The sequence below is a fragment of the Promicromonospora kroppenstedtii genome (assembly GCF_044389675.1).
GTDB lineage: Bacteria > Actinomycetota > Actinomycetes > Actinomycetales > Cellulomonadaceae > Promicromonospora > Promicromonospora kroppenstedtii.
Genome location: NZ_JBIRYI010000022.1, coordinates 1 through 25819 on the forward strand (window position 1 = coordinate 1; position 25819 = coordinate 25819).

Here is a 25819-nt window from a genome sequence, read left to right on the forward strand (position 1 = left end):
ACCCGGGTGAGGCGGTTTCGCTGAGCGGTCGGGGGGTTGGGGGGCGCTGAGGGCCGCCCACGGCCCCCAAGGCAAGGGAAAAACCCCCCCCGGGGGGGGGGGGCCCCGCCCCGGGGGGCCCCCCCCCCCCCCCCCCCCCCCCCCCCGACCGATCTCATTTCCGCGGCCGACGTGCCGGGCGCTCCGGGACCGGCTTGGCCGCCTCGATCTCCGCCGCCGGCACCGTGACCTCCTGCGGCTCGCCGCGCCCGGGCGCCGGGTCGGTGCGCAGCCGCAGGCCTGCGTCGGAGACCTCGACGACGTGGCCGATCAGGTCCGTCCAGCGGTGCGCCGTGCCGCCGTCGGACACGACCGGGCCGGCTGGTGCGAGCCGCCGCCGGACCACCACGCGGGTACCGGGGTGCAGGCCCCGCCACCCGCCGGGCGCGGCCGGTGTAGCGAATGTCACGTCACTTCTCCTTCCGCTGCGTGAGACCGGTGGGGATCAGGGGGCGTCCCGGGAGATACTAGGATCGCCCCGCCGGGCCGGTCCCGCGGTCGGCATCGTGCATGATCCTCAGTCCGGAAGTGGAAGGACACCCTCCAAGTGACCTACGTGATCGCTCAGCCGTGCGTCGACGTCAAGGACCGGGCGTGCATCGAGGAGTGTCCCGTGGACTGCATCTACGAGGGCAGCCGCTCCCTGTACATCCACCCGGACGAGTGCGTGGACTGCGGCGCCTGCGAGCCGGTCTGCCCGGTCGAGGCCATCTACTACGAGGACGACGTCCCCGACGAGTGGAAGGACTACTACCGCGCGAACGTGGAGTTCTTCGACGACCTGGGCTCGCCGGGCGGCGCCGCGAAGATGGGCGTCATCGAGAAGGACGACCCGATGATCGCGGCCCTTCCGCCCCAGGCCTGACGGCCCGTCGGCATGGGCCTGCACGACCTCTCGGATCTCCCCTTCGCCTGGGACTCGATCGACGGCATCACCGCCACGGCGAGGGCCCACCCGGGCGGGCTGATCGACCTGTCCATGGGCACGCCCGTGGACCCGACGCCCGACGTCGTGCGGAAGGCGCTCGAAGCCGCGTCGAACGCGCCCGGCTACCCGATGACGGCGGGTACCCCGGCGCTGCGCCAGGCCGTGGCGGACTGGTTCGCCCGGCGCCGCGGCGTGCCGGGCCTCGACCCCGCGGCCGTGGTCCCGACCATCGGCTCCAAGGAGCTCGTCGGGCTGCTGCCCTCCCTGCTGCACCTGGGCCCCGGCGACGTGGTGGTGCACCCCGCCGTGGCCTACCCCACCTATCTCGCGGGCATCCGCGCGGCCGGTGCCACGCCGCTGGCCACGGACGACGTCGCCGACTGGGCCGGCCGGGACGACGTCAAGATGGTCTGGGTCAACAGCCCGGGCAACCCCACCGGCCGCGTGCTCGACGCTGCCGCGCTGCGCACCGTGGTCGACGCCGCGCGCGCGATCGGCGCCGTCGTCGTCTCCGACGAGTGCTACGCCGAGCTGGTGTGGGACACGCCGTACGACGCCATCACCGGCACCGGCGGTGTGCCCTCGATCCTGGACCCGAGCGTGTGCGGCGGGTCCCACGAGGGGCTGCTGGCCGCGTACTCCCTGTCCAAGCAGTCGAGCATCGCGGGCTACCGGGCCGCGTTCCTCGCCGGCGACGCGGCCCTGGTCGCGGACCTCACGCAGACTCGCAAGCACCTGGGCCTGATCGTGCCCGCGCCGGTCCAGGCCGCGATGACGGCCGCCATGTCCGACGACGCCCACGTCGCCGCGCAGCGCGAGGCCTACGGCGCCCGTCGCCGGGCGCTGGCCGCCGCGGTCACCGAGGCGGGGTTCGTCATCGACGAGTCGACCGCCGGTCTGTACCTCTGGGTGGCGGCTCCGGACGGGCGGCCGGGCCTGTCGGTGGCCGAGTGGTTCGCCGAGCGCGGGATCCTCACCGCACCGGGTCATCTGTACGGCGACGGCACCCACACGCGTGTGGCGCTGACCTCGACTGACGCGCAGATTGCCGATGCTGTGACACGCATCACGCAGCCTTGACCGATGGATTGGAAAAACTAGAGCAGGGCGCGATACTGTCGTGCCCCAGGTCGACGCTGTCCCGACACCTTTCTTTCACAGCAGCGTCCCTCGTGCGCCACTCAGGAAGGAAGACATGACCTCCACACCGCTGGACGGCTCGAGCCGCGTCGAGCTCGCCGTCGACGGAACCACTCACACCCTGCCTGTCGTCGCCGCCAGCGAGGGCAACGACGGCATCGTCGTGTCGTCGCTGCTCAAGGACACGGGCCTGGTCACGGTCGACCCCGGGTTCATGAACACGGCGTCGTGCGAGTCCTCGATCACCTACATCGACGGCGATGCCGGCATCCTGCGCTACCGCGGCTACCCGATCGACCAGCTCGCCGCCGGCTCGGGCTTCCTCGAGGTGGCCTACCTGCTCATCTACGGCGAGCTGCCGAGCACCTCGGAGCTGGACGCGTTCACCGAGCGCGTCAACCGGCACACCCTGGTGCACGAGGACTTCCGCACCTTCATGGGAACGTTCCCGCGCAACGCGCACCCGATGGCCGTGCTGGCCTCCGCGGTCAACGCGCTGTCCACGTTCTACCCGGAGTCGCTCGACCCGGCGGACGACGACCAGGTCGACCTCGCCACGGTGCTGCTGCTGGCCAAGACCCGCACCATCACGTCCTACCTGCACCGGCGCCGAGTGGGCGAGCCGCTGCTGTACCCCGACTACTCGCGCGGCTATGTCGAGGACTTCCTGCGCATGACCTTCGCGACGCCGTACGAGGCCTACGAGGCCGACCCGGTGATCGTGGACGCGCTGGAGAAGCTCCTCGTGCTGCACGCGGACCACGAGCAGAACTGCTCCACGTCCACCGTGCGCGTCGTCGGCTCCTCCAACGCGACCCTGTACGCATCAGTGGCCGCGGGCGTGAACGCGCTCTCGGGTCCCGCGCACGGCGGCGCCAACGAGGCGGTGCTCACCATGCTGGAGAAGATCCGGTCGGGTGGCGAGACCGTCGAGACCTTTATGGAGAAGGTCAAGAACAAGCAGGACGGCGTGCGCCTGATGGGCTTCGGCCACCGCGTGTACAAGTCCTACGACCCGCGCGCCGCGATCGTGAAGAAGTCGGCCGACGAGGTGCTCGACAAGCTCGGCGCCAAGGACGAGCTGCTCGACATCGCGCGCGGCCTGGAGGAGATCGCCCTCTCGGACGACTACTTCGTGGAGCGCAAGCTCTACCCGAACGTCGACTTCTACACCGGCCTGATCTACAAGGCCATGGGCTTCGAGCCGGCCATGTTCACGCCGCTGTTCGCGCTGGGCCGCATGCCCGGCTGGATCGCCCAGTGGCGCGAGATGATCAAGGACCCGCAGACCAAGATCGGGCGCCCGCGCCAGGTCTACACCGGCGCCACCGAGCGCCCGTACGTTCCGGCGTCGCAGCGCTGAGCCTGGGGAAAGCCTTCCATTTCGGTCGGTTGCTCTGAGTTCGGTCCATTCTTGGACCGAACTCAGAGCAACCGACCGAACTCGTTTCCGGGGCCGCAGGGCTGCGTGACCGGATCGTTGCTTCCGGCAGCCACAGTTTCGTCGTGAGTGTCACAGGGGCGGGCTACTTTGGCCCCGTGAGTCGAGCCACCCTCCTTGCCCGCCGGTCCACGGCGCACCGCGGGCTGCTCGCGCTCGTCTGGCTGCTGGTGGCGGTCCTGACCGGCGCGCTCGGTGTGACCGTCGGCTGGACGCAGGCCGCCGCCACCGCGGGCGCCCGCGACGGGCTGGCAGCGGTCGAGCCCTCTGGGCGGGCGGTCCAGCTCGCCACCCGCCTCGCCGACGGCGCCGAGGCCGACGCCCAGGACGCGCGCGTCCAGCAGGTGCTCGCGGAGCTGCTCGACGGCGTACCGCACCGCGTCACCTACGACGTGCGGACCGAGCCGCAGTACACGGCGGGCGCCGACGGCGCCGACCTCGGCCGCTGGTCGGTGGCGCTCCTGCCCGCGCCCTCGCGCCAGGACGCCCTGTCCGGGGCGGGCGCGAGCGGCGTCACCCTCGTGGACGGCGCGTGGCCCACCGCGAAGGACGAGGCTGCCCTCCAGGCCGACGCGGCCCAGGCCGCCGGCCTGTCGGTCGGCGACACGCTCCGGGTGGGCGTGGACCCCGAGGACCCCACGGATACCGGCACCCCGGTCACGGTCAGCGCGACCTGGCGCGTCACCGAGCCGGACGACGCGGGCTGGCTCGGTGACCCGGCCGTGCTGACCGGCGCGGACGGCGCCCACCCCGGGCCCGTCGTCGTGAGCGCGGACGTCATCACCGGACTGGACACCGTCCCGTTCGCCCGCTGGACCGTGGTGCCCGACGGCGACGCGATCACCCCGGCTGACCTGCCCGCCCTCGCGGCCCTCACCCCCGAGGTCGAGCGGACCCTGGGCGAGGACGACGACGTCGCCCCCCGCGGGCTGACCATCACCGGCACGCTCGACGTGACGGCCGCCGACCTGGGCGCCGCGCTGCGCGCCGCCGACGCCGTCGCGCTCGTCCCGCTGTCCCTGCTGGCCCTCGTCGGCCTGGTCGCGCTGGTGCAGGTGGCCCGGCTGCTGGCGGCGACCCGGGAGGGCGAGGTCGCGCTCCTGGTGTCCCGCGGCGCCGCACCCGGCACGGTGACGGCCGCGTCCGCGGTGGAGGTCGCGCTGCTCGCACTGACCGCCGCAGCGGCCGGCGGGGTCGCCGCATGGGGCGCGCTGCGCGCCGTCGTGGGTGCCGGCCCCGGGACAGCCGCCACCGCCGGTGCGCCCCTGGCCGTGGCCCTCGCGGTCGCCGTGGTGGCCACCGCGACGCTCGTCCTGGTCGCCGCGCTGCAGGCGCAGGCGGCGGTGCGGCGCCAGGTGACCGACCGCTCGGGGCGTGTGCGGCAGGTCGCTGCGCTCGGCACCGTGGTGCTGACGGTGGCCGCCGCCGCGGTGAGCGTGGCCCAGCTCCTGCGCTACGGCTCGCCGCTGGTGACCACTCCCGGCGGTCTGCGCACCGACCCCACGGCCGCCGCCGCGCCCGCGCTCGCGCTGGCCGCGCTCGCCGTCGCGGCCATGGCGGTGCTCGGCCCGGCCACGCGCCTGTGGGCGGCCCTCGCCGGGCGGTCGCGCGGCGTCGTCGGCCCGCTCGCCGCGCGCCAGGTGGCCCGCCGCATCGTCGTCTACGTGGTGCCCGTGGTCCTGCTCGTGCTCGCCGGCGGGGCCGCGACCCTGGCCGGCGGCTACGCCGGCACCGCCGAACGCCTGCGGGAGGACGTCGACGTGCTCACCAACGGCGCTGACGTGCGGATCACAGCGCCCGAGAGCGGGCGCCTGGACCCGGCTCCCTTCCTGCCGGGCGGGACCGGCCCCGGAGACAGCGCCGTGGCCTCGGCGCCCGTGCTGTCCGGGACCGCCTACTCCGACGGCCTGCCGGTCACGATGCTGGCGCTGCCCGCGGCCGCCGTACCGCAGGTGGTGCGCGCCCCGGAGGAGGTGCTCGACGTCGAGCGGCTGGCCGGCGACCTGGCGAGCGACAGCTTCGCCGACGCGCCCGCCCTGCCCGACGGCGCCCGCGACGTCACCCTCACCGTGCGCGCCGGCATCGAGGAGACCGTCAGGACCGAGCTGGCCGACTGGGCGCCCCGGCACGAGCTCGACCTGTCCCTCGTGCTCGCGGCGCCCGACGGGTCGGTCGCGACGGTCGAGCTCGGGCAGCTCACCGAGGGCGGCGGGGACGGCGACCTCGGCGAGGACCCGGCCGTGCAGGAGCTGACCGCCGACGTGCCGGCGCCCCCGCAGGGCCAGGCCTGGCGCATCGCCGCGCTCGACGTCGACACCCGGCCCGGCTGGTCGATCGCCGAGGTGACGATGGCCGTCGAGGGCATCACGGCGGGCGGGCAGGACGTCGAGCAGCCCCGGTGGACGCCGTCGGAGACCTTCGACGGCCCCTCGGGGCTCGTGCTGACGGAAGGCAAGGCCGACCTCACGATGGCGCTGGGCGAGGACGGCGCCACCGCGGCCAGCCGGCTGCGGCTCCTGAGCAGCCCCGAGGCGGCGCCGGTGCCGCTGCTGGCGTCGTCGTCGCTGACCGGCGCGCTCGGCGTGGCCACGGGGGACACCTTCGAGCTGACGCTGGGCGGCACGCGGCTGCCGGTGCAGGTCGTGGCGTCGTCGGGCACGGTGCCCGGCGCACTCGACCCCTACGCGGCGCTCCTGGACCGCGGGGCGCTCGCCGCCGCGCTGGTGCGTGACGTGAGCGACCCGGTGCTGACGAACGAGGTCTGGCTCGCGGCGGGGCCGCCCGGCCCGGCCGGGCCCGCACCCGCCGTGGCGAGCCTGGCCGAGGGCGCGACGGCCGCCGCCGAGGCCGCCGGGACGAACAGCCGGGAGCGGCCCGCGGTGAGCACCCCGGGCTACGGCTCGACCGACACCGCGGTGCCCGTGCGCGTCTCGTTCTGGCTTGCCGCCGCCGGGGCGACCGTCCTCGCGCTGGCCGGGGTGCTCGCGGTCGCCGTCGCCACGCTGCGCGAGCGGCGTGGGGAGGTCATCGTGCTGCGCGCCGTGGGGCTCGGCCCCGTGGCACAGGGCCGGGCGCGGGCCGCCGAGCTGATCACCGTCGGGATCGTCGCCCTCGCCGTCGGCGCTGTCGCCGGGTGGGGTGTGGCCGCCCTGGCCGCGGGCGGGCTCGCCGCCGCGACCCTCACCGGGATCGACGCGGCGCCGCCCGCGCAGCTCGTCCTCGCGTCCGGGGGCACCGCCCTGGTGCTGGCCGCCGCGATGGCCGGGCTGGTCCTGGTCGCGGCCGGCGTCGGCGGCCGCGTCGCCGCCCAGGCACGCGACACCACCTACCGCGAGGAGGTCCGCTGATGGCGGCCCTGTCCGGGCTGGGCCTGCTCGCCCGGCGCCAGCTGCGCACGTCGTGGGGCGCGACGGCGGTGCTCGGCGTCGTCGCGTTCCTCGCCGCCGGGGTGCTGTCCACGGCGCCGCGCGCCGTCGCGACCATGCACGCCGACCAGGTGGCCTACGAGACCGCGACCGCCTCGGGGCCGGCCCGGGACGTGATCTCGGTGGTGGGTTCGATTCCCGGCCAGGCGCCGTCCGGCGGCTTCTACGACCCGGGCGCGGTCGGCGGCGGCGTGCCGGACGAGCCGGACTGGGCGCCGTTCGTCGAGAACCTGCACGCCGTCCGCGCGGAGTCCCCCGAGCCGCTGCGCTCGGTCATGGGCGCGCCGCTCTTCCACGTGACCTCGACCGACCCCGCGTACACCGTCCCGGTACCCAGCTCCGAGCTCGCCGAGGCCAAGGTGTTCCTCCGGACGGCCCCGGACCTGGACGAGCACGCCGAGCTGATCGAGGGGCGCTGGCCCACCGCGACCGCGGGGCCCGTGTTCCTGGGGGACGAGCAGTCCGTGGGTCAGCCCACCGAGCGGGCACCGGCCTTCGAGGTCGCCGTGTCGCGCGCCGTCGCCGAGACGTACGGCTGGGAGCTCGGCGGCCGGTACGACAACCTCTCCGGCTCGGGCGTGATCGCCCTGGCCGGTCGCTACCCGTCCCTCGTCGTGACGGGGATCTTCGACACCGGCGACCCCGACGCGGACTACTGGCTGCACCACGCCCTGGGTGCCAGGGCATCCGTGATCGCGGACCCGAACCGCGGCCTGCTCGGCACCGCGACCGCCTACGTGGACCCGGCCATGCTCACGCCGCTCACCCTGGGGGTGGCCGAGACCCGCGTCTGGTTCCCGGTGAGCACCGACGGCCTGACGGCCGCCGAGGTGCCGGTGCTCCTGTCCCAGATGCAGGGCCAGTCGGCCAGGACGTTCCCCGTCGCGGCCGGCCCTGACGACCCCACGCCGCTCCAGCTGCGGCCCACCAGCCGGCTCACCGAGATCTTGGAGAGCCTGCTCGCGCAGCGCACCGGGGTCGACGCGATCGTCGCCGTCCTCGCCGTGGGCCCGCTCGGCGCCACCGTCGCCGTGCTGGCCCTGGGGGCTCGGCTCGTCGTCGACCGTCGCCGCTCGGCGCTCGCCCTGTTGCGGGCCCGTGGCGCGTCCGGTACCCAGGTGCGGCTCCTCATGGGCGGCGAGGGGCTCGTCGTCGGGCTCGGCTCGGCGGCGGTGGGGTTCGCGGCGGGCCTGGTGCTCTCGGCCGTGGCCGGCCTCGACGCCCCCGTCACCGCCGTCCAGGTCCTCCTGGCGGTGGCCGCGGGCCTCGCCCCGGCTTTCGCCCTCGCGCTCGCCACGTCGCCCGCCGGCCTCCGGCCCACGCGGGCGGACCTCGCGCCGCGCTCGCGCAGCCGGGTGCGCTGGGTGCTGGAGGTGCTCGTCGTCGCGGGCGCCGCGCTCGCGACCTGGCTGCTGCTCTCCCGCGGCGTCGTGGCCGGGTCGGGCGCCGGCTCCGGGACCGGCGTCGACCCGCTCGTCGCCGCGGCGCCCCTGCTGGTCTCCCTGGCGCTCACGCTGCTCGCGGTCCGCGCGTACCCTTGGCTCGCGCTCGCGGCCGAGCGGGCGCTCGCGCCCCGGCGCGACCTGGTGCCGTTCCTGGGTGCCGCGCGCGCCACGCGCGACCCCGCGGGCGGCCCCGTCCCGGCGATCGCGCTGGTGCTCGCGGTGGCCGTCGCGGCGACCTCGGCCGTCCTGTACTCCACGGTCTCCGGCGGCGTGGTCCGTGAGGCATGGCGGGCGACCGGCGCGGACCTGCGCGTCTCGGGTCCCGTGGTCGACGCGCCGGTGGCGGAGCAGGTGGCGGCGATCGACGGCGTCGCCGCGGTGTCGCCGGTGGGCGACGTCGGCGACGGTGTGCTGCAGGGCGCGGGCTCCTCGCCGAGGGCCGAGGTGTGGACCGTGGACGCGGCCGAGCTGGCCGTCGCGCAGCAGGACGTCGAGGGCGCCCCCGAGGCGCTGACCGACCTGGCCGGGGAGGGCGGCGCGGACGCCGACGGGGCGCTCCCCGTGATCCTCACCCCCGGTGCGGCCGGTCCGGGCGTCGGGCCGGGGACCACCGGGATCACGCTCACGACGCAGGCGGGCAACGTGCCCGTCCAGGTCGTCGACGTGGTCGACGAGCTCCCGGGACTGCCGGCCGGCCGCTCGCTCGTGCTGGCCGACGGCGACCGTCTCGCCGAGGCCACGGGCGACGTCACCTACGCGCGCCTCGCGCTCGTGGGCTTGTCCGACGACGCCGACCGCGCCGCCGTGACGGGCGAGATCTCCCGGCTGCTCCCGTCGTCGGTCGTGGAGGACCCGGACCAGGAGGCCGACGCCGTGCTGGCGGCGCCCGTCTCGGGCGGGCTGGCCGTCGCGTTCGTGCTGGCCGTGCTGCTCGCGGGCCTGCTGTGCGCTGGGGCCGTGGTGATGACGCTCATGCTCGCCGCTCCCGCACGGGCGCGGCTGCTCGCCGTGCTGCAGACCCTCGGTCTCTCGCCCCGGCAGGGCCGCGGGCTGGTCGGCTGGGAGATCGGGCCGTGGGCGGTGGTGGCCCTCGTGATGGGCGCCGTGCTCGGCGTGGTGGTGCCGGAGGTGGTGCTGGCCGCCGTGGACGTCACCGCGCTGACGGGCGGCCCGACCCAGCCCGACGCGCAGTACGACCCGGCGCTGCTGGGCGCGGCCGCCGTCGGCTTCGTGGTGGTGGTGCTGGCCTCGGTCGGCGTGGCGGCGGCACTGAGCCGCCGCGGCGAGGTGGCCGCCCAGCTCCGGATGGGGAGCAACGACTGACATGAGGGAGAACCGATGAGCACGACCATCGAGCTGACGGGCGGCGCGCCGGCCTCGGCCGGGCCCGCGGAAGGCGGCGAGATCCGGTGCGCCGACCTGGTGCGGATCTTCGCCACCGACGGCGTGGAGGTGCAGGCCCTGCAGGGCCTCACGCTGACGGTCGAGCCCGGGGAGATCGTCGCCGTCGTCGGCGCGTCCGGTTCCGGCAAGTCCACGCTGCTGACCATCCTGTCGGGCCTGGACACGCCGACCGGTGGTTCCGCGGTGGTGGCAGGCACCGACCTGCTGACCATGGGCCACGCCGAGCGGGTGCGGTACCAGCGGTCCACCGTCGGCTTCGTCTGGCAGCAGACGTCGCGCAACCTGCTGCCCTACCTCACGGCGGCGGAGAACGTGCGGCTCCCGCTGGAGCTGGCCGGCTCGCTGCCGCGGCGCGAGCGCGCGCGCCGGGTCGAGGCGTTGCTCGAGCTGCTGGAGGTCGGGCACGTGGCCGGTCGGCGGCCGGGGGAGATGTCCGGCGGTGAGCAGCAGCGCACCGCCATCGCGGTGGCGGCGGCCAACAACCCGCGTGTGCTCCTGGCCGACGAGCCCACCGGCGAGCTCGACGAGGCCACCTCGGTCGAGGTGCTGGAGGCTCTGCGTGGCGTCAACCGCGAGACCGGCGTGACCACCTTGATCGTGACGCACGACCCGACCGTGTCCGAGCACGTCGCGCGTACCGTCCAGATCCGCGACGGGCGCACGTCCACGGAGACGCTGCGCCGCACGGAGGTCGACGAGCACGGCGCCGAGCGGCACGTCGCGGAGGAGTTCGCGGTGGTCGACCGGGTCGGCCGGCTGCAGCTGCCGCAGGACTTCGTGCACGCGCTCGACCTGCGCGACCGCGTGCGGCTGGCGCTGGAGCCCGACCACGTGGGCGTGTGGCCGGCTGCGCCGGGCCAGGCGGCGGAGCCCCACCCGCAGGTCGAGCCTGTCGAGACCGCCACCGAGGAGGAGCGATGACCACCACCACCCCGGCCCGCACCGTGCTGCGTGCCCAGGGCCTCACCCGGGTGTTCGGCACCGGTGCCGGCGAGGTGCGCGCGCTGGCGGACGCGACCCTGGAGGTGGCCGCGGGCGAGCTGCTCGTGGTGCGCGGGCCGTCCGGTTCGGGAAAGACGACGCTGCTGAACCTGCTCGGCGGGCTGGACCGGCCGACGTCGGGCGGCGTGTGGCTCGGCGACGCCGAGCTGTCCGCGCTGGGGGAGCGCGACGTGCTGGCCGCGCGGCGCGACCGGATCGGCTACGTGTTCCAGTCGTTCGGGCTGGTGCCCGTGCTGTCCGCCGCGGAGAACGTGGAGGTCCCGCTCCGCCTGCGGCGCACCCCGCAGGACGAGCGCTCGCGGCGGGTGGCGGAGGCGCTGGACGCCGTCGGCCTGAGCGGGCACGCGAAGCAGCGGCCGTACGAGCTCTCGGGCGGGCAGCAGCAGCGGGTGGGCATCGCCCGCGCGCTCGTCGCCGACCCGGAGGTGCTGCTCGCGGACGAGCCCACCGGTCAGCTCGACTCGGGCACGGCGGCCGTGGTGATGGATCTGCTGGCCAGGGTGGTGCACGAGCGCGGGGTGGCCGCCGTCGTCTCCACCCACGACCCGGAGCTGATGGCAAGGGCCGACCGGGTGGTGGAGCTGCGCGACGGCAGGGTGGTGGCTGGAGGCCACGGGTGAATTTCCTGGTCGAAGGCCTCTCGGCGCCTGTGTTACGGCTGTGAGAACCGCCTGGTCAGAACTGTTACCCGGTGTTACTCCCACATACCGAGATGGTCACAACTCGGTGGCGTTTCGATGATGGTGGTCATCGGCATGGGCAGGGAGCGGTTACGTTATTCCGTGATACCACGGGGCGCAACGAAGCGTCCGCATCGCTCCGGACGGCACCCGCCGCACCGGGGTGTACTGCTACCCAGGAGGACACGTGACACCTCGAAAGCGACTTATGGGGCTCGGCGCGTTCGCGCTCGCCTCGTCGCTCGTGCTGACCGCTTGTGGCGGTGGCGGCGGCGGCGAAGAGACCGGTGAGGGTGCCAGCACCGGCATCGTCACGGTCGGCAACGGTGAGCCGCAGAACCCGATCATCCCGACCATGACCAACGAGACCTTCGGGTCCAAGGTCACGAGCAACGTCTTCGCCGGGCTCGTCTACTACGACGCCGAGGGCGTCGTGCACAACGAGGTCGCGGAGTCGATCGAGTCGGACGACAACAAGGTCTGGACGATCACGCTCAAGGACGGCTGGGAGTTCTCGGACGGCACGCCCGTCACGGCCCAGAGCTTCGTGGACGCCTGGAACTACGGCGCCTACGGACCCAACGCGCAGAACCTGAGCTACTTCTTCGAGCCCATCGAGGGGTTCACCGACCTCCAGCTCGCGGAGGACCAGCTCGACGCCGAGGGCGCGCCCAAGGAGGGCGAGGTGCCCGCGTCCAAGGAGATGTCGGGCCTCGAGGTCGTCAGCGACACCGAGTTCACCGCGACCCTCGCGCAGCCCGAGTCCGACTTCCCGCTGCGGCTGGGCTACTCGGCGTTCTACCCGCTGCCCGAGTCGTTCTTCGATGACCCGGAGGCGTTCGGCGAGGCCCCGATCGGCAACGGCCCCTACGTCCTGGAGACGTGGGAGCACAACTCCCTGATCGAGCTGCGCCCGAACGAGACGTACGCGGGCGAGCGCGAGGTCCAGAACGGTGGTATCGACCTGGTCGCCTACACCGACGAGGACTCGGCGTACAACGACCTGCTCGACGGCAACCTGGACATCGTCACCAACGTCCCGGCCTCCGCCTTCGGCACGTTCGAGGACGAGCTGGGCGACCGCGCGGTCAACCAGCCCGCCGCCGTGATCCAGGTGATCAACGTCCCCGAGTACAACGAGAAGCTGTCCGGCGAGGCCGGTCTGCTGCGCCGTCAGGCGATCTCGATGGCGATCGACCGTGCGTCGATCACGGAGACCGTCTTCTCCGGTTCGCGTACCCCCGCCACCGACTTCACCTCGCCGGTCATCAACGGCTGGACCGAGGACCTCGAGGGCAACGAGGTGCTCGACTTCAACCCGGACGAGGCCAAGAAGCTCTGGGCCCAGGCCGAGGAGATCGAGCCGTGGGGTGACGAGCCCCTGTTCATCGCCTCCAACGCGGACAGCGACCACCAGTCGTGGATCGACCCGACCTGCAACGGCATCCGCGACACGCTCGGCATCGACTGCGAGTTCGACGCCTACCCCACGTTCGACGAGTTCCTCGACGCGCGTGACAACGAGAAGATCAAGGGTCTCTTCCGCGGCGGCTGGCAGGCCGACTACCCGGCCATGAGCAACTTCCTCGGCCCGATCTACGGCACGGGCGCCGGCTCGAACGACATGGGCTACTCGTCCGAGGAGTTCGACGCCAAGCTGAAGGAGGCGAACGGCGAGTCCGACCCGGACGCGGCGATCGAGCTCTACAAGGAGGCCCAGACGATCCTGTTCCAGGACCTCCCGGGCATTCCGCTCTGGTACAACAACGCGACCGGCGGCTGGTCCGAGTCCGTCGACAACGTCGTGTTCGGCTGGGACAGCGACCCGATCCTGTACCAGGTGACCAAGTCGGAGTGAGCCTGATCACGACCGGTACCCCGGCGTGACGTTCCGCTCCAGGTGAGGCGGGGTACGCACCATGCGTACCCCGCCTTCGACTGTGCTGCGGCGCGTCACCCGGGAGTTATCCGGGAGAATGGTTCGCTGAAACCGCCCAAGGAGAATTCTCGATGCTTTGGTATCTCGGTCGCCGGCTGCTGCAGGTGATCCCTGTGTTTCTCGGCGCCACCCTGTTGCTCTACGCGCTGGTGTTCCTGCGCCCTGGTGACCCCGTGGCCGGACTGGGTGGTGAGCGAGGGCTGCCCGAAGCCGTGCAGCAGCAGATCCGCGCCCAGTTCCACCTCGACCAGCCGTTCATCGTCCAGTACCTGTACTACTTGAAGGGCATCTTCACCTTCGACCTCGGCAGCACGTTCACCGGCCGCCCCGTGTCGGACGTCGTCGTGGACGCCCTGCCCATCACGTTCCAGCTCGCGATCATGGCTCTGGTCATCGAGACGGTCTTCGGTATCGCCTTCGGTCTCTTCGCCGGCCTGCGCAAGGGCAAGTTCTTCGACTCGACGGTGCTCGTGTTCAGCCTGCTGCTCATCGCGCTGCCGACCTTCGTCACCGGCCTCGTGCTGCAGATCGTCGTGGGGGTCCAGCTCGACTGGCTGCCCGTCACCGCCGGCCGAGATCCCGACTTCGTCAGCCTGCTGATGCCGGCGGTGGTGCTCGCCACGACGTCGTTCGCCCAGATCCTGCGCCTGACCCGCACCTCGGTCATCGAGAACGCCACGGCCGACTTCGTGCGCACGGCGCGTGCCAAGGGCCTGTCCAGCGGCCGGGTCGTCAACCGCCATGTGCTCCGCAACTCGCTGATCCCTGTCGTCACCTTCGTCGGTGTGGACCTGGGCAACCTCATGGCAGGGTCGATCGTGGTGGAGGGCATCTTCAACATCAACGGCGTCGGCGGCACGTTGTTCAACGCGATCCAGCGCGGTGAGTCCGTCACGATCGTGACGCTGTCGACCGTGCTGGTGCTCATCTACATCGTCGCCAACCTGCTCGTGGACCTGCTCTACGCCGTCCTGGACCCGAGGATCCGTTATGCCTGAGAACCGCTACGACAAGGCCCCGCGTCCGGGCCAGGACCGTTACGTGGCCGCACCCGAAGAGGTCAAGGTGGGTGTGGTGGACGCCGTCTCGACGGACACGGCACCCTCCAGCATGTGGCAGGAGGCGTGGCGCGAGATGAGCCACCGGGTGCTCTTCTGGGTCTCCGCGGCGATGATCGTCATCGTGATCGTCGTGGCGATCGCACCCGGTCTGTTCACCGACCAGCTGCCCCGCTCGGGCTGCGACCTCGCGAACTCGCTCCTCCCGCCGTCGGGCGAGCACTTCTTCGGCACGGACAAGAACGGCTGCGACATCTACACGCGGACGCTCTACGGGGCCGAGGCCTCGGTGCTGGTCGGCCTGCTCACCACCACCTTCGTTGTGCTGCTCGGCACGGTCGTCGGCGCGATCGCCGGCTACTACGGCGGCTGGCTCGACACCATCCTGTCGCGCCTGACCGACATCTTCTTCGCCGTGCCGTTCGTGCTGGCCGCGATCGTCATCCTGAGCATCGTGCCGTCCCGCAGCGCCCTGGCCGTCGCGTTGGTGCTGGCCTCCTTCGGCTGGACCACCATCGCCCGGATCACCCGAGGTGCCGTGCTGAGCGTGAAGAACAACGAGTTCGTCACGGCGGCCAAGGCGCTCGGCATGAGCCGTGGCGCCATCCTCTGGAAGCACGTGCTGCCCAACTCGGCCGCGCCGATCATCGTCTACTCGACGGTGGCGCTCGGTACGTTCATCGTGGCCGAGGCCACGCTGACGTTCCTCGGCATCGGCCTCGACCCCTCGACCGTCTCCTGGGGCGGTGACCTGTCCAACGGGCGGGCCTCGATCCGGACCAACCCGGAGATCATGTTCTACCCGGCCGCCGCACTCGCCTTCACCGTGCTCGGCTTCATCCTGCTGGGCGACGTCGTGCGCGACGCCCTCGACCCGAAGGCGAGGAAGCGATGACCACCACGATCACCCTCACCGACGGGGCCACCGAGGACGCCCCGGTGCCCGCCGAGAAGCGCGACGACAGCACTCCGCTGCTCGAGATCAAGGACCTGAAGATCTCGTTCACCACGGCGGCCGGCGTCGTCGACGCCGTCCGCGGCGTGGACCTCACGGTCTACCCGGGCCAGTCCGTGGCGATCGTGGGCGAGTCGGGCTCCGGCAAGTCCACCACGGCGCACGCGATCATCGACCTGCTGCCGGGCACCGGCAAGGTGACCGGCGGGTCCATCTCGTTCGGCGGGCGTGAGCTCGTCGGGCTGGGCCGCAAGCAGACCGAGGACCTGCGCGGCCGCGAGATCGGCCTGGTGCCGCAGGACCCGATGTCCAACCTGAACCCGGTGTGGCGCATCGGCACGCAGATCGACGAGGCGCTCGTCGCCAACGGCTTCCAGGGGAGCAAGGCAGAGCGCACCGCGCGCGTCGCCGAGCTGCTGGGTGAGGCCGGCCTGCCCGACGCGGAGCGGCGCGCGCGCCAGTTCCCGCACGAGTTCTCGGGCGGTATGCGCCAGCGCGCGCTCATCGCGATCGGTCTGGCCTCGCGGCCCAAGCTGCTCATCGCTGACGAGCCGACCTCGGCGCTCGACGTGACGGTCCAGAAGAAGATCCTGGACCACCTGGAGGGGCTGACCGCCGAGCTCGGGACCGCCGTCCTGTTCATCACGCACGACCTGGGCCTGGCCGCCGAGCGCGCCGAGCACCTCGTGGTGATGTACAAGGGCAAGATCGTCGAGTCCGGGCCCGCGCTGCAGATCCTCCAGGACCCGCAGCACGAGTACACCAAGCGGCTCGTGGCCTCGGCCCCGTCGCTGGCGTCGCGCCGCATCCAGTCCGCGCACGAGCGCGGCACGGAGGCGGACGACCTGCTCGCCGAGCACGCGGACGAGGCGGAGACGACCGCGCCCGACGTGGTCGTGGCGAAGGACCTGACCAAGGTGTTCCACATCCGTGGCTCCCGGCCGGGTACGCACACCGAGTTCACTGCGGTGGACAGCATCGACTTCGCCCTGCCCAAGGGCCACACCCTGGCGCTGGTGGGCGAGTCGGGCTCCGGCAAGTCCACGGCGGCCAACATGGTGCTGGGTCTGCTGGAGCCGACGTCGGGCACCGTCATGTTCGACGGCAAGGACGTCGGCAAGATGTCCGCGAAGGAGCAGTTCTCGCTGCGCCACCGCGTGCAGCCGGTGTTCCAGAACCCGTACGGGTCCCTGGACCCGACGTACTCGATCTTCCGGTCGATCGAGGAGCCGCTCGTCCTGCACAAGGTGGGCGACCGCAAGTCCCGCGAGGCGCGGGTGCGCGAGCTGCTCGACATGGTGTCGCTGCCGCAGGCCACCATGCGCCGGTTCCCGAACGAGCTGTCGGGCGGGCAGCGGCAGCGCATCGCCATCGCGCGTGCGCTGGCGCTCAAGCCCGAGGTGCTCGTGCTCGACGAGGCCGTCTCGGCGCTCGACGTGCTGGTCCAGGCGCAGATCCTGACGCTGCTCAACGACCTGCAGGCCGAGCTCGGGCTGTCCTTCCTGTTCATCACGCACGACCTGGCCGTGGTCCGGCAGATCGCCGACCTGGTGGCCGTGATGAAGGACGGGAGCATCGTGGAGCACGCGACCACCGACGAGGTGTTCGACAACCCGCAGCAGGAGTACACGCGGGACCTCCTGGCGGCGATCCCGGGCGCGAGCCTGGAGATCGGCGGCTGACCCGCTCCTCCTGAGCACGTGGCAGGCCCTCGGGTCACTCCGGTGACCCGAGGGCCTGCTGCGTCCGGGGGTGTTCACCGCACAGTGACACGGTCGACACCTGGCGATTTCGATTCGCGGGTAAGATGGGTGGTGCTGCGAGACCGGTCCGTTCGGGCCAGAGTCCGCGCCCCCTGACCTCCCTTCTGGAAATGAGTGCTCCGTGACCGTGCCTGCAACCGCGCCGACCTCGGCCCGTGCGACCCGATCCGACCTGCGTAACGTCGCGATCGTGGCCCACGTCGACCACGGCAAGACCACGCTCGTGGACGCCATGCTTCGGCAGGCCGGCGCGTTCGGTGCCCGCCAGCACCTCGAGGACCGGGTCATGGACTCCGGCGACCTGGAGCGCGAGAAGGGCATCACGATCCTCGCCAAGAACACCGCGATCCGGTACGCCGGCCCCGCGGCCGCGGCGAGCGGTGAGCCCGAGGGCATCACCATCAACGTCATCGACACCCCGGGCCACGCCGACTTCGGTGGCGAGGTCGAGCGCGGCCTGTCCATGGTCGACGGCGTCGTGCTGCTGGTCGACGCGTCCGAGGGCCCGCTGCCCCAGACCCGCTTCGTGCTGCGCAAGGCGCTGGCCGCGAAGCTGCCCGTCATCGTCGTCGTGAACAAGGTGGACCGCCCCGACGCCCGCATCAGCGAGGTCGTCGCCGAGACCACCGACCTGCTGCTCGGCCTGGCCGGCGACCTGTCGGACGAGGTCGAGGACCTCGACCTGGACGCCATTCTCGACGTGCCCGTCGTGTACGCGTCCGCCAAGGCCGGCCGCGCCTCCACCGACCAGCCCGCCGACGGCGGCCTGCCGGACAACGAGGACCTCGAGCCGCTGTTCGCCACGATCCTCGACAAGATCCCGGCCCCGACCTACGAGGAGGGCGTGCCGCTGCAGGCGCACGTCACCAACCTCGACGCGTCGCCGTTCCTCGGCCGCCTCGCGCTGCTGCGTATCCACAACGGCACCCTGTCCAAGGGCCAGAACGTCGCGTGGGCCCGCCACGACGGCAGCCTGCAGAGCGTGAAGATCACCGAGCTGCTGGAGACCAAGGCGCTCGACCGCGTGCCGACGGACAAGGCCGGCCCCGGTGAGATCGTCGCCGTCGCGGGCATCTCGGACATCATGATCGGCGAGACCCTCACGGACCTCGACGACCCGCGTCCGCTGCCGCTCATCACGGTCGACGACCCGGCCATCTCGATGACCATCGGTATCAACACCTCCCCGCTCGCGGGCAAGGGCGGCAAGGGCCACAAGGTCACCGCCCGCCAGGTCAAGGACCGCCTGGACTCCGAGCTCATCGGTAACGTCTCGCTGAAGGTGCTGCCGACCGAGCGTCCGGACGCCTGGGAGGTGCAGGGCCGCGGCGAGCTGGCGCTGGCCATCCTGGTGGAGCAGATGCGCCGCGAGGGCTTCGAGCTCACGGTCGGCAAGCCGCAGGTCGTCACCAAGACGATCGACGGCAAGGTCAACGAGCCGATGGAGCGCATGACCATCGACGTGCCCGAGGAGTACCTCGGCTCCGTCACGCAGCTCCTCGCCCAGCGCAAGGGCCGCATGGAGACCATGACGAACCACGGCACCGGCTGGGTCCGCATGGAGTTCATGGTCCCGGCGCGCGGCCTCATCGGCTTCCGCACCCAGTTCCTCACGGACACCCGCGGTACCGGTATCGCGGCGTCGATCTCCGAGGGCTACGAGCCGTGGCACGGCCCGATCGAGTCGCGCATGACCGGCTCGCTGGTCGCCGACCGCTCCGGCAAGGTCACGCCCTTCGCCATGATCAACCTGCAGGAGCGCGGCTCCTTCTTCGTGGACCCCACGCAGGAGGTCTACGAGGGCATGATCGTCGGCGAGAACTCGCGCAACGAGGACATGGACGTCAACATCACCAAGGAGAAGAAGCTGACGAACATGCGGTCCTCGACCGCCGACAACTTCGAGAACCTGATCCCGCCGCGCAAGCTCACGCTCGAGGAGTCGCTGGAGTTCGCGCAGGAGGACGAGTGCGTCGAGGTGACCCCCGAGGTCGTCCGCATCCGCAAGGTGCTCCTGAACGCCACGGACCGCGCCCGCGCGACGGCTCGCGCCAAGCGTTCCTGACGTCCTACCGCTGAGTGCTGGATCTTCGCCCATGAACTTTCGTTCCGCGGGCGAAGGCCCAGCACTCAGTGCTTTCTCCGGGCTGCTGGCGGTGCACGCGCACCCGGACGACGAGACGCTGTCGACCGGCGGCCTGCTGGCCGCGTTCGCCGCGGCCGGGCGGCCGGTGCACGTCGTGACCTGCACGCGCGGGGAACGTGGCGAGGTCATCGCCCTGCCCGGTACGACGTCGGAGGGCCGGGCCGGGCTGGAGGGCGACGGACCCGCGCTGGGCGCGTACCGCGAGACCGAGCTGGCCCGGGCGCTCACGGCGTTGGCGGGCGGGGCGGACGGAGTGATCCGGCACTCGTTCCTCGACGCCCTCCCCGCGGTATATGCGCAGGTAAACGGGGTTGTGGGCCCTGATTTGGGTGGGTCGGCGGGGCCGGGCTCCGCGGTTGTCTCCGGATCGGTGGACGGGGTGCGGTACGAGGACTCCGGCATGGCCTGGGTCGCGCCGGGCGTCGCCGGCCCGGCACCCGACTCCCCGCCGACGGCGTTCGCGCGGGTGCCGCTCGACGAGTCCGCGGGACGGCTCGCGGCGCTGATCCGGGAGATCCGCCCCGCCGTCGTCGCCACGTACGAGCCCAGCGGCGGGTACGGGCACCCCGACCACGTGCGCGCGCACGATGTCACGGTGCGGGCGCTGCGCCTCGCGGCGGATCCGACGTGGGCGCCGGGCTCGGGCGTGGGGGAGCGGGACGGCGGCGTCGGGCGACGGGGTGCTGAGCCGGTGCACGGAGGTGAGTACGGTTCCGGCGTCGGGCAGCGGGATGCCCAGCCGGTGCGCGGAGGTGAGCACGGCTCCGGCGTCGGGCAGTGGGGTGCTGAGCCGGTGCGCGGAGGTGAGTACGGTTCCGGCGTGGGGCAGCGGGATGCTGGGCCGGTGCGCGGAGGTGAGTACGGTTCCGGCGTCGGGCGGTGGGACGAGCCCTGGGCCGGGGCCGAGCTGTGGCAGGCCGTCGCCCCGGCGGCCGAGGTGCGTGCGGCCCGCGCCACGCTCGCCGCCCTCCCGGAGGCGCAGGCCCTCGCTGCGGCCCACGCCCTCACCTTCCCGGACCCGGCGGAGGACCTCCCGCCCTTCGCGAAGGAGGACCTGCCCGAGTGGTCGGCAGAAGGTCAGGTGGTCGGCAGCTCGGACTACCGATCACCTGACGGACTACCGATCACCTGTATCGGCTCCGCCGCTCGGGTCGACGTGCGCGGCGTGCTGGGGCGGGTCGTGGCCGCGATGCGGGCGCATGCGACCCAGGTGCAGCACGCGGACGCACTGCCGGGGGCCGTCGGAGCGGTCGCCGGGTGGTACGCGCTGTCCAACGGGGTGCTGGCCCCGATCCTGACGACGGAGACCTACGCCGTCGCAGACCCGCTCCGCTGACCGGTACCCCGGTCGCCCCAACCCTTTTGAGGCCTAAGTTTCTTCGCTTTGGGCAGCCGCAAAGCGAAGAAACTTAGGCCTCAAAAGGGGTGGCATCGTCGAGATCGGTCCGTCGCTGTGGGGCGGACGCCGGGCGCCGGACGGCGGGCGGCGGACGGCGGGCGGCGGACGGCGGGGTCAGCGCTCCTGGAGCGCGTCCAGGCCGATCGCCATGGCGGTCACGAGCCGGCGGTCGAGCCGCGAGTCCTGGACGTTCACGACGTAACGGTCGCGCAGGCCCCACTTCTTCTCGACGCTGAACGCGGGGCGCCCGTCGATCACGAAGTCGAAGTGGTACGGCAGCCACGCGAGCTCGACGAGCCGTCGGATGATGGCGATCGGCAGGCTCCGCTCGGTCCCCGTGGCGACGCCGAGGCCGGGCTGCTCGACATGCCAGGTGCTGCGCAGCAGCGACTTGGCGAAGTCCTTGCGGAACGTGCCGATCGGCGTACCGCCCGCGTCGACGACGTCGTAGGTGGCGCCGAGGTCGACGACCTGGCGGGCCTTGAAGCCGAGCACTGCCTCCCGCTTGGTGTCGTCGGTGTAGAGGGTGACCTGCTCGCGGAACGCGACGCGCTTCTGCTGGGCGAAGGCGTAGAGGTCGCCCTCGGAGCCGTCGGGCAGCGCGCCGCGCACCTCGTACTGGTTGACCAGCATGCGGATGCGCTGCCGGACGATGAGCTGCGTCTGTGCCTGGAGGGTGTTCACCCGCGGGAGTGTTCCACATGCAGTGTGCTCCCAGCCGCATGCTGGACAATGCTCGGGTGAACTCACCCCGGCGTCCTCTCGGACGAACGATCGTCCGCACCCTGCTGGCCGTCGCGCTCGGCGTGGTGATGGGCGCCCTCGGGACGGTCGTGCACCGGTACGGGGACGACTCGCTGTACCTGGGCCTGGTGCTCGCGTTCGCGCTCACGGCGGCGGCCGGTGTGCTCGCCCGCGCGTGGGCGGGCTACGGCACGCTGCTCGCTTTCGGCGTCGGCTGGGTCGCAGTCGTGCAGGCCCTGTCGCTGCCAGGTTCCGGGGGCGACGTCGTCGTCCCGGCGGGCATCCTCGGCATGGTCTGGTCGTACGCGGGAGTGGCGATCCTGGCGGTTGTCGCGTTCCTGCCGTCGTCCTGGTTCTCCGAGGTTCCGGCCCGGCGGGATCGGCCTGCTGCCTGACCTCTGCGGTTCTTCGCAGGGTGCTTCAGGATGGTGGGCAGGATTGATACGAAACCTCCACCTCGGGGCGTCCGGTACGAGGCCTTGGGCAGGATTCTCGCTGGATAGGATGCCCGCCAGGGCGATTCTGTCCAGCGGATTCGCCGCAGGTCAGGTGCGCCCTTCGGGGGACGCGGAAAGCCCGCGTCTCGGGTAGTTGCACGGAGCGTGCCGATGGGTCAGCCGACCGAGCGTGACGAACCGCTCGAGCCGACATCAGACGAGAACGCCGGGACGAATCACGCCCCGGCCATCCCGCCTCGCTTGTACCAGAAACGCCCTGGCAGCGTGCCGCGACAGCAGTCGCAACCCCCGGCACGTCCGTCGGCCACCCAGGCCGCGCAGCCCGCAGTACCGGCCGGTCGACCGACCGCGCAGCCGGTTCCCCGATCCGCAGACAAGGTCGAATCCGTGACCGCTCCGGAGCAGTCCGAGCCTACGAAGGCCCAGCCCGTCCCCGCCGCACCGCCCGCGGGGGTCCCCGTCGCGCCAGAGAACGCGCCAGAGAGCCGTGCGCCCGAGAACGGCGCGCCTGTGAGCGACGCCGGCGGCGCGCCCGCGAGCGGCGCGGCCGCCAACAGCGCGGCCGTGAACGACGTGCCGGCGAACAGCACCGACGAGAGCAGCGTCGGGGAGGCAGCGCCCGCCGACGACGTGTCGGACGTCGAGGCGCCCGCCGTCGGAGCCGCTGGAGGTGCCGCTCAGGCTCCCGCCGGCGGTGCTCCCGAGGCGCCCGCCGACGCTGATACGCCGGCATCTCCTGCCGCGCCCGCGGGTTCCGCGAACCCCTCGGACGCGGGCGAGCCCGCCCCCACGGCCGCGCCCGTGGCCCTGGCCGCGCCCGCCGCGGCGATCCCCGCCGCTCCGGCCAACCCGGCTCCGAGCCCTTCCGCCCCGAGCCCTTCCGCTCCGAAGACGCCCGCTGGTGAGACCGAGCGGGACACCGTGACGACTTCTGGAGCAGCGGCCACGCCCGCGGACGCCTCGCCGGAATCCGGTGCGACCCCGGCGCCTGCCGGGACCACGCCCGCCGAGGCTCAGCCGGCTGCATCGGCCGAGCCGGCCGCGATCCCGCCTGCGGTCTCGGCAGCCGCGCCCGAGCCCGCCGCAAAGCCGGCTGCCGCGGCCGAGCCCGCTGTGACCGAGGCCGCCGCGACGGCGACACCTGATTCAGCCGCTCAGCCCGCGCCGGCTGCGACGGCGGCGACCCCGCCCACGGTTCCGCCGGCTGCACCCGCCGCGAAGCCCGCTGCCGCGACGCCCGCGCCCGCTGCCGCTGCCGCGTCCACGTCGGCCGCCGAGACGCCCGCCGGCGCTCCGACGTCCGCGCCGCGCGCCGCTGGCTCTGCCGCGACGCCCGCTGCTGGCACGTCCGCAGCTGCGACGCCACCGTCCGCCCCTGCGACGCCGACGCCCGCCGCCGACGCCGACCCGGCCGCGACCAAGCCCGCAGCAGACCCCGAGCCCACCGCGCCCGAGTCCGACCCGGCCATCAAGCGTGCCGCGCAGGACGAGCCCGCCGAGCCCGACGCGGACAGCCCGGACCAGGTGGCCGTGCTGGAGACCGTCGTCCAGGAGCTCGCCACCCCGCCGACTAAGGCGTCCAAGCCCCGCAGCGGGTACACCCCGCGCGTCTTCGCGTTCGACCGCCCGCCCAAGACCGGCGCGGCGACGAGCCAGACCCGACCGGGCAGCATCCCCGCCGCCGGAGCCGCCGCCGGCGCGGCAGCCGCAGGCGCGGCCGTAGCCGGCTCGACCCCGCCTTCCGTCTCGCCGGCCAAGCCCGGTACCCCGGCAGGTCCCGGAACCCCGAAGGGCCCCGGTACCCCGACAGGCCCCGCAGCGTCCGGCGCCCCGGCGAACACGGGCGCGACGGTCCCGCCCCCGACGGTCCCGCTCGCCGGGCAGCCGGGCGGCCCGGCCGCGCCGTCCGACCCGAACGCCGTGCCGACCGCGGACGGCGGCCAGGTCCCGTTCCTCAAGCCCTTGACCGGAGCGATCCAGCGCGTGGCGCGACCCCTGACGAGCTGGGCGCCCGTGCGCCCGGAGGCGACGCCGCTGGCGCACGCCGCCGAGGGCCCGAACGGCCCCGGCACCCCCGCGGGCCCGAACGGTCCCGCAGGCCCGAATGGCCCCGGCCCCGCGGGCCAGGACGACTTCTTCGGGCTCGCCGGCGACGGCGCCCCGAGTCGCGGCCCCAAGATCGCGCTGTTCACGGTCCTGGGCGTCGTCCTGCTGTTCGCGATCTACGCCTTCTCGGCGTGGAGCGTGAGCGACACGGTGCCGCGCGATACGACGGTCGCCGGCGTGAACGTGGGCGGCATGACCCCGTCCGAGGCGTCGTCCGCACTGACGGAGCAGCTCGGCCCACGCCTCAAGGAGCCGATCGACCTCACGGCCGGCGAGGGCAAGGCCCAGCTCTCCCCGGAGAAGAGCGGTCTCGCGATCGACGCCGACGGTACCGCGGCCGGCCTCACCGGCTTCTCGCTGAGTCCCACACGCATGTGGGCGCACATGTTCGGTGGTTCCGAGCAGCCGCTCCTCCTGGACATCGACGCGGAGAAGTTCGACGCCGCCGTCGCGGGCCTCGAGGAGTCGCTCGCCGTGGAACCTGTGGACGGCACCGTCGGGTTCGTGGACGGCCAGGCCGTCAAGACCGACGCGAAGGAAGGCACGCGGATCGTCGCGAGCGAGACCTCGCGCATCATCCAGGAGCGCTGGCTGCGCGCCGAGGGCCCGTTCGACCTGCCGGTCGAGCCCGTCGAGCCGGTGATCACGCAGGCGCAGACCGAGAAGCAGTTCGCGGTCGCGCAGAAGGTCGTCTCGGGGCCGGTCACGGTGTCCGTGGGCGGTCAGCAGCCCGTGCTGACGCCCGAGGTGCTCGCCGGGCTCTTCCGGTTCGAGCCGAAGGACGACAAGCTCGTCGCCTTCGTGGACCGGGAGGCCACGGTCGCGGCGATCGTCGACGGCACCACCAACCTGCTGGACACCCCGTCCGACGCGCACTTCGAGTTCGCGGGCGGCAAGCCGACCGTCGTCGGCGGCAAGGCCGGCACCACGCTCAACCCGGGCGGGGCCGCCAAGGCCGTGCGGATTGCCGCGACCGGCGACGACCGCGAGACCTCGGTCGAGCTCGTCGAGCAGGACCCGAAGGACACCGTCGAGTCGCTTGAGGACCTCGGCGTCAAGGAGATCGTCTCCGAGTTCAGCACGCCCCTGACCGACGAGCACATCCGCACCCAGAACCTGGTGCGCGGCGCCGAGATGGTCACGGGCAACCTCATCAAGCCGGGGGAGACGTTCTCCCTGCTGGAGGCGCTGGCCCCGATCACCCTGGAGAACGGCTACTTCGACGCCGGCGTGATCGAGAACGGCAGGCACGTGGAGGCGGTGGGCGGTGGCCTCTCGCAGATGGCGACGACCTCCTTCAACGCGGGCTTCTTCGCCGGGTTCGACGACGTTGAGCACCACGCGCACTCCTTCTGGTTCCCCCGTTACCCCGCCGGCCGGGAGGCCACGATCTACGTGGGCGCCAAGGACATGAAGTTCAAGAACGACACCCCGTACGGTGCCGTCATGCAGGCGTTCGTGTCGGGCAACCAGCTGACGGTCCGGATCTGGAGCACCAAGTACTACACGGTGCAGGACAGCACGAGCGGCAAGCAGAACGTCGTGCCCACCACGACGATCCACGACTCGTCGGCCGACTGCCAGCCCTACCCCGGCGGCGAGGACGGCTTCTCCGTGACCATCTCCCGCAAGGTGCTGCACGACGGCAAGGTCGTCAAGGAGAACTCGTTCAACCACACCTACAACCCCGACAACCCCGTCGTGTGCGACTGACGGTGCGGCTCTGAGGCCTCGGCGGCGGTAGGTT

General features: G+C 72.7%; 17 protein-coding genes. 15 read left to right on the plus strand and 2 right to left on the minus strand.

Features of this window, described 5'->3' with window-relative positions; all coding sequences use genetic code 11:
* Positions 1-154 precede the first annotated feature (154 nt).
* Positions 155-448 carry a DUF6725 family protein gene (locus ACH47X_RS25085; RefSeq protein ID WP_397407912.1) on the minus strand — a complete coding sequence of 98 codons (294 nt, stop codon included), beginning with the start codon at positions 446-448 and terminating at the stop codon, positions 155-157.
* Positions 449-586: 138 nt separating this feature from the next.
* On the opposite strand from ACH47X_RS25085, the gene fdxA reads away from it, so the two are divergent.
* From fdxA to ACH47X_RS25150, 13 genes are all read left to right on the plus strand, one after another.
* On the plus strand, positions 587-904 hold the full coding sequence (gene fdxA, locus ACH47X_RS25090) for a ferredoxin (protein WP_020017584.1): 318 nt from the start codon (positions 587-589) through the stop codon (positions 902-904).
* A 12-nt stretch (positions 905-916) separates the two neighbouring features.
* On the plus strand, positions 917-2047 hold the full coding sequence (gene dapC / locus ACH47X_RS25095) for a succinyldiaminopimelate transaminase (RefSeq protein ID WP_397407914.1): 1131 nt from the start codon (positions 917-919) through the stop codon (positions 2045-2047).
* A 115-nt stretch (positions 2048-2162) separates the two neighbouring features.
* Entirely contained in the window at positions 2163-3470 is a 1308-nt protein-coding gene (locus tag ACH47X_RS25100) for a citrate synthase (RefSeq protein WP_051433166.1), read from the plus strand.
* A 176-nt stretch (positions 3471-3646) separates the two neighbouring features.
* Positions 3647-6895 (plus strand): hypothetical protein, encoded by a 3249-nt coding sequence (locus ACH47X_RS25105; protein WP_397407916.1) that lies wholly within the window; start codon positions 3647-3649, stop codon positions 6893-6895.
* On the plus strand, positions 6895-9741 hold the full coding sequence (locus ACH47X_RS25110; RefSeq protein ID WP_397407918.1) for an FtsX-like permease family protein: 2847 nt from the start codon (positions 6895-6897) through the stop codon (positions 9739-9741). Before ACH47X_RS25105 ends, ACH47X_RS25110 begins: the two co-directional genes overlap by 1 nt.
* A 15-nt stretch (positions 9742-9756) precedes the next feature.
* A complete protein-coding gene (locus ACH47X_RS25115) occupies positions 9757-10743 on the plus strand; it encodes an ABC transporter ATP-binding protein (protein WP_397407920.1) in 987 nt (328 codons plus the stop codon).
* The gene (locus ACH47X_RS25120) at positions 10740-11444 is read left to right on the plus strand and encodes an ABC transporter ATP-binding protein (protein WP_397407922.1); all 705 of its coding nucleotides are present in this window, start codon (positions 10740-10742) and stop codon (positions 11442-11444) included. The genes ACH47X_RS25115 and ACH47X_RS25120 overlap by 4 nt, the downstream gene beginning before the upstream one ends.
* A gap of 247 nt (positions 11445-11691) precedes the next feature.
* Entirely contained in the window at positions 11692-13362 is a 1671-nt protein-coding gene (locus ACH47X_RS25125; RefSeq protein WP_397407924.1) for a peptide ABC transporter substrate-binding protein, read from the plus strand.
* Between the two features lie 152 nt (positions 13363-13514).
* Positions 13515-14441, plus strand: coding sequence for an ABC transporter permease (locus ACH47X_RS25130; protein WP_397407925.1), 927 nt, complete (start codon positions 13515-13517; stop codon positions 14439-14441).
* The gene (locus ACH47X_RS25135) at positions 14434-15396 is read left to right on the plus strand and encodes an ABC transporter permease (protein ID WP_036966155.1); all 963 of its coding nucleotides are present in this window, start codon (positions 14434-14436) and stop codon (positions 15394-15396) included. The genes ACH47X_RS25130 and ACH47X_RS25135 overlap by 8 nt, the downstream gene beginning before the upstream one ends.
* A complete protein-coding gene (locus ACH47X_RS25140; RefSeq protein WP_397407927.1) occupies positions 15393-17138 on the plus strand; it encodes a dipeptide ABC transporter ATP-binding protein in 1746 nt (581 codons plus the stop codon). The genes ACH47X_RS25135 and ACH47X_RS25140 overlap by 4 nt, the downstream gene beginning before the upstream one ends.
* A 202-nt stretch (positions 17139-17340) precedes the next feature.
* A complete protein-coding gene (gene typA, locus ACH47X_RS25145; protein WP_397407929.1) occupies positions 17341-19284 on the plus strand; it encodes a translational GTPase TypA in 1944 nt (647 codons plus the stop codon).
* Between the two features lie 31 nt (positions 19285-19315).
* Positions 19316-20701, plus strand: a complete 1386-nt coding sequence (locus ACH47X_RS25150; protein WP_397407931.1) for a PIG-L family deacetylase — start codon at positions 19316-19318, stop codon at positions 20699-20701.
* A gap of 177 nt (positions 20702-20878) precedes the next feature.
* Here ACH47X_RS25150 and ACH47X_RS25155 read toward each other — a convergent pair whose 3' ends face one another.
* A complete protein-coding gene (locus ACH47X_RS25155; RefSeq protein ID WP_397407933.1) occupies positions 20879-21448 on the minus strand; it encodes a hypothetical protein in 570 nt (189 codons plus the stop codon).
* A gap of 56 nt (positions 21449-21504) precedes the next feature.
* On the opposite strand from ACH47X_RS25155, the gene ACH47X_RS25160 reads away from it, so the two are divergent.
* Both ACH47X_RS25160 and ACH47X_RS25165 read left to right on the plus strand, forming a co-directional pair.
* The gene (locus ACH47X_RS25160; protein ID WP_397407935.1) at positions 21505-21903 is read left to right on the plus strand and encodes a hypothetical protein; all 399 of its coding nucleotides are present in this window, start codon (positions 21505-21507) and stop codon (positions 21901-21903) included.
* A 450-nt stretch (positions 21904-22353) separates the two neighbouring features.
* Positions 22354-25785: a VanW family protein gene (locus tag ACH47X_RS25165; protein ID WP_397407937.1), complete on the plus strand. Its 3432-nt coding sequence runs from the start codon at positions 22354-22356 to the stop codon at positions 25783-25785.
* The last annotated feature ends 34 nt before the right edge of the window (positions 25786-25819 follow it).